Annotated in this window: 13 protein-coding genes, 1 pseudogene and 1 riboswitch; of the genes and pseudogenes, 8 read left to right on the forward strand and 6 right to left on the reverse strand. The window is 43.3% G+C overall.

Going from position 1 to position 14,736, the window contains the following annotated elements:
- Positions 1–40 precede the first annotated feature (40 nt).
- The 3 genes from ACJROX_RS02865 to ACJROX_RS02875 are packed head-to-tail and all read left to right on the forward strand — an operon-like array spanning position 41 to position 2,795.
- A complete protein-coding gene (locus ACJROX_RS02865; RefSeq protein ID WP_408009275.1) occupies positions 41–733 on the forward strand; it encodes a response regulator transcription factor in 693 nt (230 codons plus the stop codon).
- 1 nt (position 734) lies between these two features.
- Positions 735–2,087, forward strand: coding sequence for an ATP-binding protein (locus ACJROX_RS02870; RefSeq protein WP_408009277.1), 1,353 nt, complete (start codon positions 735–737; stop codon positions 2,085–2,087).
- A gap of 15 nt (positions 2,088–2,102) precedes the next feature.
- The gene (locus ACJROX_RS02875) at positions 2,103–2,795 is read left to right on the forward strand and encodes a PepSY domain-containing protein (RefSeq protein WP_408009278.1); all 693 of its coding nucleotides are present in this window, start codon (positions 2,103–2,105) and stop codon (positions 2,793–2,795) included.
- 187 nt (positions 2,796–2,982) lie between these two features.
- Here ACJROX_RS02875 and ACJROX_RS02880 read toward each other — a convergent pair whose 3' ends face one another.
- The 5 genes from ACJROX_RS02880 to ACJROX_RS02900 form a co-directional block, all read right to left on the reverse strand.
- Entirely contained in the window at positions 2,983–3,324 is a 342-nt protein-coding gene (locus ACJROX_RS02880) for a YqzG/YhdC family protein (protein ID WP_408009279.1), read from the reverse strand.
- Between the two features lie 68 nt (positions 3,325–3,392).
- Positions 3,393–4,400 carry a FecCD family ABC transporter permease gene (locus ACJROX_RS02885; RefSeq protein WP_408009280.1) on the reverse strand — a complete coding sequence of 336 codons (1,008 nt, stop codon included), beginning with the start codon at positions 4,398–4,400 and terminating at the stop codon, positions 3,393–3,395.
- Positions 4,397–5,404 (reverse strand): FecCD family ABC transporter permease, encoded by a 1,008-nt coding sequence (locus tag ACJROX_RS02890; protein WP_408009281.1) that lies wholly within the window; start codon positions 5,402–5,404, stop codon positions 4,397–4,399. Before ACJROX_RS02890 ends, ACJROX_RS02885 begins: the two co-directional genes overlap by 4 nt.
- Before the next feature lie 222 nt (positions 5,405–5,626).
- Positions 5,627–6,553 carry an iron-hydroxamate ABC transporter substrate-binding protein gene (locus ACJROX_RS02895; RefSeq protein WP_408009282.1) on the reverse strand — a complete coding sequence of 309 codons (927 nt, stop codon included), beginning with the start codon at positions 6,551–6,553 and terminating at the stop codon, positions 5,627–5,629.
- Entirely contained in the window at positions 6,504–7,349 is an 846-nt protein-coding gene (locus tag ACJROX_RS02900) for an ABC transporter ATP-binding protein (RefSeq protein WP_408009283.1), read from the reverse strand. The genes ACJROX_RS02895 and ACJROX_RS02900 overlap by 50 nt, the downstream gene beginning before the upstream one ends.
- A gap of 196 nt (positions 7,350–7,545) precedes the next feature.
- Between ACJROX_RS02900 and ACJROX_RS02905 the strand changes: the two are divergent.
- The 3 genes and pseudogenes from ACJROX_RS02905 to ACJROX_RS02915 all read left to right on the forward strand — a co-directional run bounded on the left by ACJROX_RS02905 (position 7,546) and on the right by ACJROX_RS02915 (position 10,455).
- Positions 7,546–8,598, forward strand: a pseudogene (locus tag ACJROX_RS02905) (NAD(P)/FAD-dependent oxidoreductase).
- Positions 8,599–8,853: 255 nt separating this feature from the next.
- Positions 8,854–9,654, forward strand: a complete 801-nt coding sequence (locus tag ACJROX_RS02910; RefSeq protein ID WP_408009284.1) for a peptidoglycan-binding protein — start codon at positions 8,854–8,856, stop codon at positions 9,652–9,654.
- 216 nt (positions 9,655–9,870) lie between these two features.
- Positions 9,871–10,455, forward strand: a complete 585-nt coding sequence (locus ACJROX_RS02915) for a PepSY domain-containing protein (RefSeq protein ID WP_408009285.1) — start codon at positions 9,871–9,873, stop codon at positions 10,453–10,455.
- A gap of 423 nt (positions 10,456–10,878) precedes the next feature.
- Here ACJROX_RS02915 and ade read toward each other — a convergent pair whose 3' ends face one another.
- On the reverse strand, positions 10,879–12,618 hold the full coding sequence (ade, locus tag ACJROX_RS02920) for an adenine deaminase (protein ID WP_408009286.1): 1,740 nt from the start codon (positions 12,616–12,618) through the stop codon (positions 10,879–10,881).
- An 84-nt stretch (positions 12,619–12,702) separates the two neighbouring features.
- Positions 12,703–12,804: riboswitch (purine riboswitch) on the reverse strand.
- A 410-nt stretch (positions 12,805–13,214) separates the two neighbouring features.
- Here ade and larE point away from each other — a divergent pair.
- Positions 13,215–14,030, forward strand: a complete 816-nt coding sequence (gene larE / locus ACJROX_RS02925) for an ATP-dependent sacrificial sulfur transferase LarE (RefSeq protein ID WP_408009287.1) — start codon at positions 13,215–13,217, stop codon at positions 14,028–14,030.
- Between the two features lie 8 nt (positions 14,031–14,038).
- Positions 14,039–14,647, forward strand: a complete 609-nt coding sequence (locus ACJROX_RS02930; protein ID WP_408009288.1) for an urease accessory protein UreH — start codon at positions 14,039–14,041, stop codon at positions 14,645–14,647.
- Positions 14,648–14,736: the final 89 nt, after the last annotated feature.

Raw genomic sequence — 14,736 nt, forward strand, 5'->3', positions numbered from 1 at the left:
AAATGAACATGGCATAGATTGCGAAATAGGTGGGAAAATGATGGCCAATAAGAAGATTTTGATCGTGGAAGATGAAGAGAAGATTGCCCGTGTCATCAAGCTTGAACTTGAATTCGAGGGATATGAAGTCGATACAGCATATGACGGTTTAGCAGGCCTTGAAAAATTCCGTTCAGACCGATGGGACCTCGTCTTACTGGATGTGATGCTACCGGAATTGAATGGTATCGAAGTATTAAGACGGATCCGTTCAAATGACGAGCACACCCCGGTGATTTTACTGACGGCTCGGGATTCGGTTCCGGATAAGGTGGCCGGTCTCGATCAAGGTGCGAACGATTATATTACGAAGCCGTATCAAATCGAGGAATTACTTGCACGCGTCAGAGTTTGCTTACGGTTGAAGAGGGGATTAAGTAAGACAGAGGAAACAGGGCAGGGGTTGATTCTTGGTAATCTGATCGTCAACGAGAAGACAAGAGAGGTTAGCCGAGGCAATAAACAGATTGAACTGACACCCAGGGAGTTCGACCTGCTCGTTTATCTTCTTCAAAACAAGCAACATGTGCTGAATCGGGACCAGATTTTATCCGCTGTGTGGGGCTATGATTATTATGGGGATACGAATGTAGTCGATGTGTATATCCGATATTTGCGTAAGAAAGTCGACAATGGAGAATCACCTTTGATCCAGACGGTCCGGGGTGTCGGTTACGTCTTGAAGGAGCAATAAGATGAGCATCCGCAATAAAATCCATCTTTTTTCAACCATTTTTCTTTTTATTATCCTGCTGCTGATCAATGGCACAATCTATTACTTTTTCAATAAAGTGACGACAGAAGGGGAACTGGATCGGCTGACTAACCAGACGGAAACGATCGCCTCCGCATTGAAGGAAGAACAAGTTGCCCCCCGTACATTGTTGCCTGCATTCATCCCGAATGACGGCATGATCCGGATCATCAATCACGATTCGAAAGCAGTTTTAACACAGGCGAAAACAAATGAACTAAGGAAGAGCGAGGCAAAGTTCCAGTCTTCACAATCCGCTGAAGTCCACGAAATCGCCGGAGCATCCTATGCAGTCGTCTCGATTCCGATCATCTGGACAAACGGGGAGATCGTAACACTTGAGGTGACGGAAAGTCTGGTTGGAGTCCAGGCGAACCTTGAAATATTGAGCACGATTTTGTTGCTTGCGACGTTGCTTGCGATTTTACCTGCGTTCCTTTCAGCGAGAGTCCTGAGCGATTTGATTTTACGGCCGATCGAACGTTTGACTGCCACAATGGAGGAGATCCAGCTGAAGAAAACCTTCAAGCATATCGAGCTGGAGGACCAGTCGAAGGATGAACTTAATAAGATGGGAACAACCTTCAACAGTATGGTCGATATCTTGCAGGAGAACTCGGAAAAACAGCAGAGCTTCATATCAAATGCATCCCATGAATTGCGGACGCCGCTCACGATCATTGAGAGCTATGCTAGTCTTCTGAAAAGGTGGGGCACAAAAAAGCCTGAGGTGTTCGATGAATCGGTCGAAGCGATTCATTCGGAATCGATCCGGATGCGGAATTTGACGGAGCAATTGCTTCTGCTTGCGCGGAATGAGAATGATTGGAACATCGACTGGAAGACGGTCAATCTGGTTGTCGTTTGCGAGGAGGTAGCAAAATCTTTCCGGCAGGCTTACGAGCGGAAAGTAAATGTTGTGTATGAACAGTATGAAGTGTGGGCAGCAGGTGATGAACAGAAACTAAAGCAAGTGTTGTTCATCCTTTTGGATAATGCGAAAAAGTTCAGTGATCGTGAAATCGATGTGATTGTCCGATATGACCAAGGGCATCCTGCCATCACGGTAAAAGATTACGGGATCGGCATTCCGAAAGAAGATGTTGCGAAGGTGTTTGATCGATTTTTCCGTGTCGATAAGGCGAGAAGCCGGAAAACAGGTGGAAGCGGTCTTGGTCTCTCGATTGCCCAAGAGATCATTGCTGCTCATGAAGGGACCATCGACCTTGATAGTGAAGAAGGGGACGGAACAAGCATTACGATCCAGCTGAAAAAGAGCTTTGATTTTATATAGGGGGAGAGTGGGACCTTGAAGCGGAACGTGTTAATCATACTGGGTGTCGCCCTGTTTGTCGTCGGCATCATCATAAGCGCACAGCATATCCTTGCAAGTCAAAACGACCGACCGTTAGCGGAAGATGAAATCAAGGAATTCATCGCAAGCAAATATTCAGGTGAAATCAAAGAGATCACAAGACATGGAGATTTGTTCGAAGCGATTCTTGAGCGTGAAACAGGAATCTATAAAATTGTCATAAATGCTGATGAGCGCAGCATTGAAGGGTTGGAAATCCTAGAAGCAAGAGGAAAACAGATTGATGAGGAAAAGGCGAAGGAAATCGCATTGAACGATGTCGAGGGTGAGGTGGAGGATGCCCAATTCATCAAAAACGAAAATCCTCCTGTCTATAAAATAAAGGTGAAGACAGACACAGAGGTTATAGTTGTTACGGTCCATGCGAAGTCTGGTGAAATCATCAATCGTACAGAAGAAAAACCAGAAGAACCGAAGGAACAAGAGAAAACGTTGATTTCTGAGAAAGAAGCGAAACAGAAGGCCCTCTCTGCTGTATCAGGAGAAATCGACGATCTCGAACTCATCACGATCAATGGCATACCGACCTATGAAATTGAAATTGAAATTGAAATCAATGATGAGGAAGACGTAACCGTTTTGGTAGATGGGTACACGGGTGAAACGACGATCACGTATGAAGATTGAAAGGGAGGATCATAAACCAGCAGGTGTTTCAAAAATGAAATCACCTGCTGCTGGCTTTTAGTGGCATGACTATTGAAATTCACCCAGGACCGGAACGACCTGGAAGGTTCCTAAACTCTTTCGAGAATGATCTAACTTCGGTGCTTACATTTAAAGTGAATACTCAATGAAAAACCTTGTACCCCGTTTATTTAGGTGTTTCCTCAAATGTAATATCGATTATTTGTTCTGTTACATTATTAAATTTAATATCAACAAAAACACCAAATTCCTTGTTGTCCTCTTTTAACCATAGTTTGAACTTTTCTGTTGAGAATTTTGTTCCACTTTCCCTGCCAATATGAAGATAGTCAATAATTGCTACGTCTGGGTATTTTTCCTTTGTCCTTTGCACAGCTATTTGCCCCCATTTAGCATATGAAGGAACTTGCTGACTTTCATTTAACATATTGTTTGAATTGTTCATCACTATTGTGTTTTCGCCAAAAAATAAACAAGCAACGAATGGAAGGGCTATAAACATTTTCATTTCCTAAAACCCTCTTTTTGTCTTAGTCTTTACTTATCTGTAGGGTTTATTCTTCTGTTTATGGCTCTTTACTTTTTCAACAACAGATACATGAAATAGGGTGCGCCGATCAATGCGGCTATAATTCCAGCCGGGATTCCGTTCGGCTCCACTACATTACGGCCGATGGTATCCGCAAGCAGCAACATCCATCCTCCGATCAGGATTGCAACGGGAAGGAACAGTTGATTCCTTGGTCCGACGATTGCTTTTGCAATATGGGGTGCCATCAAACCGACAAACGCAATTCCGCCAGTGACTGAAACCGCAGACGCAGCAAGTGCGACAGCAGCTAAAAGCAGGACGATGCGTTCTTTTTCGATTGAGACACCGACACCTATTGCGACAGGATCACTTACACCGAGGAGATTCAATCGGTTCGCCTTATAGAGCGTAAAGGGGATAAGGACGACCAGCCACGGGAGAATTGCCCAGATAAACGGCCAATCCGTTCCCCATACATTCCCTGCCAGCCACCTCGCGATAAAATCGACCTTCGCACGTTCAGCTGATGAAATCAGGACGATCATGATACCTGACATCGCCATTGAAAAACCGACCCCGATAAGCACTAACCTCACCGGTTGAAATCCGGTCTTTTTATCATAAGAAAACAAATAGAGCAGAAATCCTGTCAATAAAGCACCGATGAATGCGATAAGCGGAAGCATGTACACGAAGGAACCTGCTTCAATCGGGAAAAACAAAAAGAAAACGGCTATGGCAACACCTGCTCCAGAGTTGATGCCGATGATTCCTGGGTCCGCGAGGTCATTACGTGTGATTCCTTGTAAAATCGATCCCGAAACAGCGAGAGCCATCCCAGCCAAAACTGTAATCAAAATCCGAGGGAGGCGAATTTCGAACAAGACAAAGTTTTCCTTGAATGTGCCTTGTCCGAGCAGGGTAGGAAGCAGCCTGTCATACGATAATGCAGCATATCCCATGCCTGTTCCAATAATGAAAGTGACGAATATAAGCATAAGCAGGATCAATATCGTGATCCGTTGTTTTCGAATCAACGCTGGATGGATCATGAGAATGCCTTACCTCCCTTGCGGATGATAAAGAGGAAAAAGGGGAGCCCCATGATGGCTACAACTGCTGCTACTGGTGTTTCGTATGGTGCATTGATCGTACGGCCTAGTGTATCAGCCAACAACATGAACGACGCACCGATCACAGCCGACATCGGCAGGATCGCCCTATAATCCGTTCCAACAATGGCCCGGACGATATGTGGAACCATCAGTCCGATGAAGGCCATGTTTCCGACAAGCGCAACGGATGCGCCGGCAAGCAGAATGATCACGACAAAAAGGACAGCCTTGATCGGTATGATTTTTTGCCCTAATCCGACAGCTACCTCTTCATTCAAGCTGAGGATGGTAAGTTGTCTTGCAAGCATGAGTGAAACGAGGATCCCGACCGCGATAAAGGGTATGATGATTTGAAGCTGTCCCCAGGTGGTTCCGATAATACCGCCGGCGGTCCACATCGATACGTCTTTAGAAATTTTGAAATAGAGGCCGATCCCTTCAGCAACGGCAAAAAGAAAAGCCGAAACTGCAGCACCTGCGAGTACGATACGGAAAGGGGAGAAGCCTCCTCTTTTCATCGAGCCCATGCCGAATACCATGATTGCACCGATTGCTGCCCCGATGAAACAGGCGATCATGATTCCGAAATAATTGATTGTGGGTATGAGTGCGATGGTGACAGCAAGTGCTGCATTTGCTCCAGCCGTCAATCCGAGCAGGCCTGGATCTGCAAGCGGGTTACGAGTCAATCCTTGCATGATAGCTCCGGATACGGAAAGGGCAGCACCGACGAAAATCGCTCCTACTTCACGTGGCAGACGAATTTCCTGGATCATCAGGGCAGTATCGTTCGTCATTTGCGAAGTAAGGGCAGACCATACGTCTTTCACGGTCGTTTCTGCTGCTCCGAAAATCATGGCTGCCATGAATGTACCGACGAAAATAAGGAGCCCTAGAATCATTTTGAAGATGAATGAAATGGTTTTTGGCTGATCAGTCATGTCAATCGCATCTTTCTCTTTTTGATGGATAGGCTCTGGATCTTTAAAAATCAGAGTTCTATCTTTAAAATTTTGATTTTAACGTGAAAAAAATGGAATTATCTTTAAAATTGTAAAATTATCTTGAAACTTGGTGAATTATCTTTAAAACGAACAATTGTAATTGAAAAAAGATGACCTGAGAGGGCATTGCTTCCTTTCAGGTCACCCTCGTTTCATAGATTACTTGCCGAGAAACGCCTCTTTAAAGTAATCGAGTTGATAATCAAGTGTGATTGGATCATTGAAGTAAAATTCCTTCGCATTCACTTCAAAGACACGGTCGTTCTTGACTGCAGGAATATTCTTATATGTTTCGGTTTCCTGGAACGAGTTGTCCGCATCGGCATTCTTGCTGACAATGAGGTAATCGCCGGCAAACTCGGGGAGAACCTCTGGCGAAAGGGCGTAGTAGCCTTGTTCCAGTGTTTCTTCCTTTACCTTTTCAGGCATTTTCAAGCCCATTTCTTGATAAAGGATTTCAGTTCCGCGTCCCCAGTTATCGCCGAAGACGTATAATTGTTTGTCAAAACTCTCGATGACAGAGACTGTTGCATCCTCACCGATTTCAGCTTTGATGTCTTCACCAGCCGCTTGCGCCCGTTTTTTGAAATCATCAACCCAGGCTCTAGCCTCTTCTTCCTTGTTCAATAGTTTTCCAATTTCGATATGCTGTGTCAGGTAATCTACTTTTCCATAGGTATAGGTCACAGTAGGGGCGATTTCCTGTAGTTTATCGACATTCTTGATATTGGATAGCCCGATGATGAGATCAGGGTCAAGTTCAATGATCTTTTCCAAATTTTCATCCGTTACCTCTTCTACATCCTTCAATTCCTCATAACGAGGATTCATCTTAGACCAAGAGTCGACTCCGACAAGAGGGACATCAAGTGCCATGACATTCCCCGCAAAAGATGAAAGGATGATGACACGCTGCGGATCAGCGGGGACTTCGACGGGTCCATTTTCTGATTCATATGTAATCGTTCCGGATTTGTCTTCTCTGTTTTCTTTTGAATCATCGTTTCCAGCTTCAGAGGAAGCGTTACTGCACGCACTAACCATGAGAAGCAGCAAGAGTGCGAAGGGGATCAGTAGCTTTTTCATGTTTGTGTTCTCCTTTTAATAGATTGTATGTGATACACATCGGTTTTTTGGTACGTGGATCACGGCCGATTTCAGCATCGATTTGAAAAACTTTCCGAAGGACGTCACGTGTGATGACTTCTTCGTAATTGCCAGCCTTTACGATTTCGCCATCTTTCATAGCGATGATGTAGTCCGCGAATCTGGCAGCCTGGTTCAAGTCATGCAAGACCATGATGATCGTACGGTGTTCTTGGATGTTGAGGCTCTGCAACAATTCCAAAACCTCGAGCTGGTGAGCCATATCGAGGTAAGTCGTCGGCTCATCAAGGAAAATGATGTCCGTTTCTTGGGCAAGTGCCATCGCGATCCAGACACGTTGGCGCTGGCCGCCTGAGAGAGCATCTACAGGACGGTGCTTGAAGTCGATCGTCCCGGTCACTTCGAGTGCCCAATCGATCATCTCGTAATCTCGCTTAGTCAACCGGCCAAAGCCTTTTTGATAGGGGAACCGGCCATAGGATATGAGTTCCCCGACAGTCAATCCACTTGCACTTTCAGGTGTCTGAGGCAGTATCGCCATTTTTTTCGCAAGTTCTTTCGTGTTTTGTTTCGAGATGTTTTCTCCATCTAAAACGACAGTCCCGGATTGATGTGAAATGATGCGTGTGATCGCTTTCAACAATGTCGATTTTCCACAGCCATTCGGACCGATGATCGTGGTGATCTTCTTATCCGGGATCTCAACAGTGAGATCTTTGACAATCAATCGTTCACCATAACCGATATTCAAGTCAGTTGTATGTAGGCGGACCATTTTTAAACCCCCGATATGTGATAATGTTTCATTGATAATGATTATCAGTATCGCTCGATAAACATAACTATAAAGTTAGTTTTTTCTATTGTCAACCTTTTTTAGGAATGTAAATATTGAACAATCGTAAAAGATGGTGTATGTTTAAATGAGAATGATAATCAATTAAAGTTGTGATTATGAGGGGTGTTCAGATATGGATCGGCATGATTTATATGATGTAACCGTAATCGGCGGGGGGCCAGCTGGCCTCTATTCCACTTTTTATAGCGGCCTCAGGGAAATGAAGACGAAATTGATTGAATTCCAGCCCAAACTTGGTGGCAAAATCCATGTCTATCCTGAAAAGATGATATAGGATGTAGGCGGATTGACACCGACAACAGGAGCGGAACTGATCAATCAACTGGTTGAGCAGGGTTTGACCTTCAATCCTACGGTCATTTTAGGTGAAAAAATCGAGGCGATCACACGGAATGAAGAGGGGATTTTTGTTTTACATGCCGCATCCGGTGGCATCCATTATTCCAAAACTGTCATCGTCGCTGTCGGTAGCGGGATTTTGAAGCCTCAAAAGCTTGAAATCATGGGTGCAGAACGGTTTGAGGTTTCCAATCTGAACTATACGGTGAAATCATTGAAAAGCTTCAAAGATAAGAAGGTTATCATTTCTGGCGGAGGAAATTCTGCGATTGATTGGGCGAATGAGTTGGAGCCCGTTGCAAAAAAAGTCTATCTGACCTACAGAAGAGAAGCGTTGAATGGCCATGAATCCCAAATTACACAGCTTCAAAAGAGTTCGATCGGATGTTTCTACAATACATCGATCACCAAACTTCTGGCCGGTTTTGATCAAACAGTGATCGACCAAGTAGAACTGATGAATTACAGTACAGGTGAAACGACTTATCTATCCATTGATGAAGTGATCATTAACCATGGTTATGAACAAGATTCGACCTTGATCAAAAACAGTGATATCAACATCAAACTTGCTGATGACTTCTTCATTGATGGAAATACTGTCAGCGAATCATCGGTTGATGGGCTGTATGCTACCGGGGATATTTTAAAGCACAAAGGGAAGCTTAATCTGATTGTTGGCGCGTTTCAAGATGCTGCAAATGCAGTGAACAGAGCCAAACAATACGTTGAACCGAATGCTGATCGAATTGCAATGGTTTCCTCTCATAATGATGTCTTTAAAAAACGGAACAGAAAATTGGTGAAAGAGATGTTGAGTTCCTGAACGCAAGTGTCGGTTTCGGGCATCTTCTTAATGATCATCCTTAGGCTGCATCAGTATAATTTTTACAAATACTAAGTTTGGAGTATTTTGTGTAATGTAACCATCATTTTCATATAGACCATATAGAATACATTATTTCAAAATAATGGATTATTGAGGGCCGAACGTTGTGAATCTCATTTTTATATACGAATAATGTCATTTCCTCTCGAATTCTTTTATGTAAAAAGAAAAGAAAATAGGGAGGATTTTTTAATGTCTAAAAGATTAAGAGCCATGTTCATGGTCTTTGTTGTAGGGGTACTCATGATTGCAGCTCCTTCTTTTACGGAAGCAGCACTTGGAGATCGAACGTTAGCAAACGGATCGTCAGGATCTGATAGTGCAGAATTACAAGATTACTTGATGACTAAAGGGGTATTCCCGTACCATACTTCGACAGGATATTATGGGGATATCACGGAAGAATCAGTCAAAGATTTCCAGCGTAAACGCAACCTTAAGGTCGATGGTATTGCTGGACCGCAAACGAATCATGCAGTAAAAGTATTACGTTATGGTAACATCGGAAAGCAAGTCATACATATTCAATACCAGTTGAAGCAAGCAGGACACTATAGCTCAAGCCTCGATGGTATTTATGGATCTAGCACAGTGAGCGCGGTAAAGAGCTTTCAAAAGCAACAAGGTCTAGTAGTGGATGGGATTGCAGGACCGAATACAAGATCAGCATTAGACAGTAAAGCAAAGCGTGGTTCAGCTGCTGGTAAAACATTGAAAGTAGAAAGTACAGCCTACACGGCAGATTGCGATGGTTGTTCAGGTATGACAAGGATGGGCCTTGATTTGAAAAAATACCCTGATGCGAAAGTAATTGCTGTCGATCCTAGTGTTATCCCGCTTGGATCCATCGTAAAAGTCGAAGGTTACGGCGTCGCGATTGCAGCTGACATAGGCGGCGGTATAAATGGGAACTCGATCGATGTGTTCATCGCTAACCGGGACGACGCCATTCAATGGGGACGAAAAAACGTACGCGTGGAAGTAATTGAATAGGATACTACAAAAGCTGACCTGCACTTCGGTTCCCGATTGCAAGTCAGCTTTTTTGTTTGGTGTACCAGGCACCATTTAAAAACTCATATGGGAGAAGGGGTTTGAATCGGTGCCAGGCACTGAAATTCTCATCGTTTTCTAATGTTCTTTTCCCATTGTTCTAATCTCAGGTGGATATGATGGAATTGTAAACAACAAATACAGGAGGAATGAAAGATGAAGAAGAAAATCATCATGTTCACTTTAGCTGGTACATTGGCAATCGGGGGAATCGGAGCGGTGAAAGCGATGGATGACGATGAGGGACGAGGGATAAAGAACGTCTCGCTAACCAACGAAAATACCAAAAGTGGCGGCGAAGACATGATTTCGGTCTCTGAGGCTGAGAAGATTGCATTGAAAGAAGTAAAGGGTAACGTTGATGAAATGGAAATTGAAGAAGAACATGGAAAGCAAGTTTATAAGGTGGATATCGATGTAGAAGGTGAAGAAGATCATGATGTGCATATCGATGCATACACGGGTGAAGTGTTAGTAGTCGCGAAAGACGACGATGATGATTTTGATGACAATCGTAATGAAGTAAAGGTAGCTGACGATTTGATTTCTAAAGAAGAGGCAGTAGCCATCGCATTGAAACAAGCGGATGGAAAAGTGACAAAAATCGAACTGGATGAAGATGATGACAAGTACGTTTATGAAATTGAAATCAAGATGTCAGAGAACCGTGAAGCAGACATTGAAATTTCAGCCACTGACGGAAAAGTGCTTGAAACGGATATCGATCACGATGATGACTAGAAAAGGTAACTTAAAAAAATACAAGGTAAAAGTATTTACAGTGGATTTTTGAAAAATTCATCTCTGTTGGTGATTATGTATTCTTATCAAACGAATTGACAACTGCTGAATAATTCGCTCATAAACAAAAAAGGGGCTGGTGAGCGGCCCCTTTCTATCCATTTACATATTTCCAAGCATGTTTTCGATGATCGTGGAAGAATTTTTGACAGCCATCTCTTTGAAATCTTACCATTTCATAACTGCTTTTTCACTAGCGTCGTCCAAAGCAGAGCGGATCAGGGCATATGGTACGCTAAAGATACAAACTCTTCATCAGCTTTTAAAATATCCAATTTCCATACGGAGAATGGTACATGTTCCATAGCCTTTTGCTATTTAATCCATATCATGCAGGACAGTCTCAGTTAATTTTTCTTTATGTTAGAGGCTTGCTTCGATGTGCTGAAAGCTTTTGACATCAAATAGACCCAGATCAGTCACTTTCAGAGCAGGTATGACAGGCAAGGTCAGAAATGAAAGGGTCAAAAATGGGTTGAATCCGCCATTGAAACCTAAATTAGCAAGTCCTTGCTTCACTTGATGAAGCCCGGTGGAGATCGAACGGAAACCTTGATCAGACATTAAACCAGCAACCGGAAGGGAGAGTGAGACAAGTATTTCACCATTTTTAATGATGACCAGTCCACCATTTATCTCTTCCAGAGTTTGGACCGCCAGCAGGAGATCTTCATCATTCGTTCCAGTCGCGACGATGTTATGCGAATCGTGGGCGATGGTCGTTCCAATCGCTCCATTTTCCAGACCGAATCCTTTTACGATGCCTAATCCTACATTCCCAGTATGCTTATGTCTTTCTACGACGACTAATTTTTGCTGATCCTTTTCACTTGAAGGGACAAATACGCCGTTTTCAGCCACTACTGATTCTTGCAGGTGATTGGTAGTCAATTGATTCGGGATGATTCCGATGATATTCGCCATACCTGTTTTCCTGATTGGGATTTGTAGGTCTTTTTTATCGAGTCTGGGAACTTTCACTGTATTCAATAACTTTTGTTCTGGACTGTCCTTTTTCACAAACCTGCCGACATACTCTCCATCGCTAGCAACAAGCTGGCCAGATTTATAGACCTCTTTTATATTAATCGAATCCAAATCATCCAACAGTAAAAAGTCAGCCTCATAACCAGGTGCGATGGCGCCTTTCTGCTTCAATCCATAGCATTCAGCAGTGTTCAAGGAAGCCATCTGTATCGCAATCAGAGGATCTAACCCATATCGGATCGCTGAACGGACGTTATGGTCGATACTTCCTTCCTGAATGAGATCATCCAAGTGTTTATCATCCGTACAGAATAAGCAGCGGCGTGCATTGTTATGATTAACGACAGAGATTAGTGACTTCAAGTCCTTTGCAACCGACCCTTCCCGAATCAAAAGATACATGCCCCGTCTTAAACGTTCCCGTGCATCCTCGACTGTATTGCATTCATGGTCGGTTCTGATACCAGCAGCTTTGTAGATATTGATGGCGTCCGTATCCAATCCAGCCAGATGGCCATCGATATGCTCGGTGTATGCAGATGTCATCACGATTTTGTCTACCATCTCATCATCTGGTGCCTGTAAGGAAGGATAGTCCATCACTTCTGCTAAGCCGAGCACCCTTTTATGCCTGTAAAAAGGCTCAAGATCAGATGCTGACAGCTTTGCGCCGGAATTTTCGACCGAAGTCGCCGGGACACAGGAAGGAAGCATGAAAAAGACGTCCAATGGCAGGTCTTCAGAGTTGTTCAGCATGAAGTTGATTCCATCTTTGCCTGATACATTTCCGATTTCATGAGGATCAGTGATGACGGTTGTGACTCCATGAGGGAGGACGACTTTCGAGAATTCAGCGGGTGTAACCATGGAAGACTCGATATGGACGTGGGCATCAATGAAGGAAGGACAGATATAACGATTTTCGGCATCAATGATTTGTTTGCCGTTAAACTCTCCGATTCCGGCGAAAACTCCATCAGCAATCGCAATATCCCCTTCAATGATTTCAAGGTTGAACACATCAATGATCCGTCCATTTTTTATGACTATGTCAGCGGGTACTTGCCTGCTTGCTACTGCAATCCGTTTCTTTAACTGTGTTTTGTTCAGCTTCATGTTTATCCCTCCCTAAAAATAAAAAACCCTAGAATAACCTAGGGTTTGACATAGAGAAGGATCATCGGGTTGTAACCATACGAACTCCCCGAAATTTATTCTCGTAGTCAAACCATTTACGGTTGTTTGGTAGAAACGTTTGGACCATATCTCCAACATTATACGAGTGATTAAATATTTATATTTTTGTTTTATCACTGCATATCTCTGCGGGAAATCAGTTTTCCACTTTTTTCAGGGTCTCATAACGCCTTCATGAGTACCTCTAAATCAGTTTTCCACTTTTTTCAGGGTCTTATAACGGCTTCATGAGTACCTCTAAATCAGTTTTCACCCGCAGTAGTGTCGTAAATTTCGCCTAATAATCAACAACACAATCTAACAATGCTTTAAAATGATTAGTACACATTCTATCTGCCTTTTTGTAGAAGTGTCAATGAGAACGAAAAAGTTGAAAAATTTAGAACATGCACCTATAAAAGTCAGGAATAGTGATTCAACTATTTAAAATTATCAAAATATTAGGTATAATTTCAAACTAATAAGCGGGATAAATTTAAGCGTAACCAAAATCTAGTCAACAAAGGATGAATAGGATGCTAGAAAAGTATCAAAGACTTCAGGACCTATTACGGGAAATGGAAACCGTCGTCATTGCCTTTTCAGGTGGGGTTGACAGTACTTTTTTATTGAAAACAGCCATTGATACACTCGGTGAAGAAAAGGTGCTTGCGGTGACAGCAGATAGTGAAACCTACCCATTTGAGGAATTGGAAGAAGCCAAGAAGCTGGCTGCCTTATTAGGAGCGAGGCATGAAGTGATTGAAACTTCAGAGCTTGAGATTCCAGGATATTCGGAGAATACACCGAATCGATGCTACTTCTGCAAGAAAAGCTTGTTCGAACATCTTGTTCCGATCATGGAGGCGAAGAACTACCGGAATATCGCCTTTGGTCTTATTGCAGATGACCTAGGCGAACACCGGCCGGGTACGAAAGCGGCGAAAGAATATAATGTGAGAGGTCCTCTCCAGGAGGCTGGTCTTTATAAAAGTGAAATTCGCGAGCTCTCACAGCGAATGGGGCTTCCAACCTGGGACAAGCCTTCCTTTGCGTGTCTTTCTTCACGGATCGCCTATGGGGAAAAGATCACGATCGATAAATTGAGAATGGTAGATGAATCGGAAAAAGTGATCCGCGGACTAGGGATCAGGCAGGTTCGTGTCCGGACTCATGGTGATATCGCGCGAATCGAGGTCGAACCGGATTCCATGGCACAACTGTTGAACCATCATCAAGAAGTTGAAGCAAAATTGAAAGAGGTCGGTTACGCATATGTGACAATGGACTTGACGGGATATAAAAGCGGCAGTATGAATAAGGTTCTTGGAGTAGAAGTGGGGCAGGCATAGTGGAAGATATGGCAACTTTATTAGGAATCGGATTCTTGCTCGGTTTCAAGCATGCTTTGGAGCCTGACCATGTCATCGCAGTATACACCATGGTCGGAAAACATAAGTCCACCTTGAAATCCAGCTTCTTAGGTCTGTTCTGGGGAATCGGACACACGTTGACGTTGTTGCTCGTATTTCTACTTTTATCGGTGACGGATACGAGTATTTCAGGATTATGGGAGATGACTTTTGAAATCATTGTCGGCTTGATGTTGATATACCTCGGTTTCTCATCATTTTCAGCGAGTAAAACATTCAAGGCCAGACAAAACAAGGGCTCAGAAAACCACCTTATCCTCAAATCGATGTTCATCGGGCAAATCCACGGACTTGCGGGGAGTGCAGCCATGACTCTTCTGCTGGTCTCCATGGTGACGACATTGACCGATTCTTTGGTTTACATCGGTTTGTTCGGTGTCGGTACGATCCTTGGGATGCTAGTATTCACTGTGATCTTAAGCATCCCTTATCGTTTTACGATGAAAAAATATAGAATGCACCATCTATTGAACACGGCAGCTTCGGTGATCAGTATTACATATGGGGTGTGGTACATTTACTCCATTGCCAGTTAATCAAGGCTCATTTACTTTATTTGTTGATTTTCAAGAATTTCTCCAAAAGCAATTTTCTTTAAATCAACATTAAAATTTAACAAAGCCTA

The sequence above is a fragment of the Pseudalkalibacillus sp. A8 genome, from assembly GCF_045920555.1.
Lineage (GTDB): Bacteria > Bacillota > Bacilli > Bacillales > Fictibacillaceae > Pseudalkalibacillus.

What these genes read in the sequence shown, in the direction of transcription:
- ACJROX_RS02865 (WP_408009275.1), top strand. Translation starts at nt 41, where the DNA reads ATGGCCAATAAGAAGATTTTGATCGTGGAAGATGAAGAGAAGATTGCC.
- ACJROX_RS02870 (WP_408009277.1), top strand. Translation starts at nt 735, where the DNA reads ATGAGCATCCGCAATAAAATCCATCTTTTTTCAACCATTTTTCTTTTT.
- ACJROX_RS02880 (WP_408009279.1), bottom strand. Translation starts at nt 3,324, where the DNA reads ATGAAAATGTTTATAGCCCTTCCATTCGTTGCTTGTTTATTTTTTGGC.
- ACJROX_RS02885 (WP_408009280.1), bottom strand. Translation starts at nt 4,400, where the DNA reads ATGATCCATCCAGCGTTGATTCGAAAACAACGGATCACGATATTGATC.
- ACJROX_RS02890 (WP_408009281.1), bottom strand. Translation starts at nt 5,404, where the DNA reads ATGACTGATCAGCCAAAAACCATTTCATTCATCTTCAAAATGATTCTA.
- ACJROX_RS02895 (WP_408009282.1), bottom strand. Translation starts at nt 6,553, where the DNA reads ATGAAAAAGCTACTGATCCCCTTCGCACTCTTGCTGCTTCTCATGGTT.
- ACJROX_RS02900 (WP_408009283.1), bottom strand. Translation starts at nt 7,349, where the DNA reads ATGGTCCGCCTACATACAACTGACTTGAATATCGGTTATGGTGAACGA.
- ACJROX_RS02910 (WP_408009284.1), top strand. Translation starts at nt 8,854, where the DNA reads ATGTCTAAAAGATTAAGAGCCATGTTCATGGTCTTTGTTGTAGGGGTA.
- ACJROX_RS02915 (WP_408009285.1), top strand. Translation starts at nt 9,871, where the DNA reads ATGAAGAAGAAAATCATCATGTTCACTTTAGCTGGTACATTGGCAATC.
- ade (WP_408009286.1), bottom strand. Translation starts at nt 12,618, where the DNA reads ATGAAGCTGAACAAAACACAGTTAAAGAAACGGATTGCAGTAGCAAGC.
- larE (WP_408009287.1), top strand. Translation starts at nt 13,215, where the DNA reads ATGCTAGAAAAGTATCAAAGACTTCAGGACCTATTACGGGAAATGGAA.
- ACJROX_RS02930 (WP_408009288.1), top strand. Translation starts at nt 14,039, where the DNA reads ATGGCAACTTTATTAGGAATCGGATTCTTGCTCGGTTTCAAGCATGCT.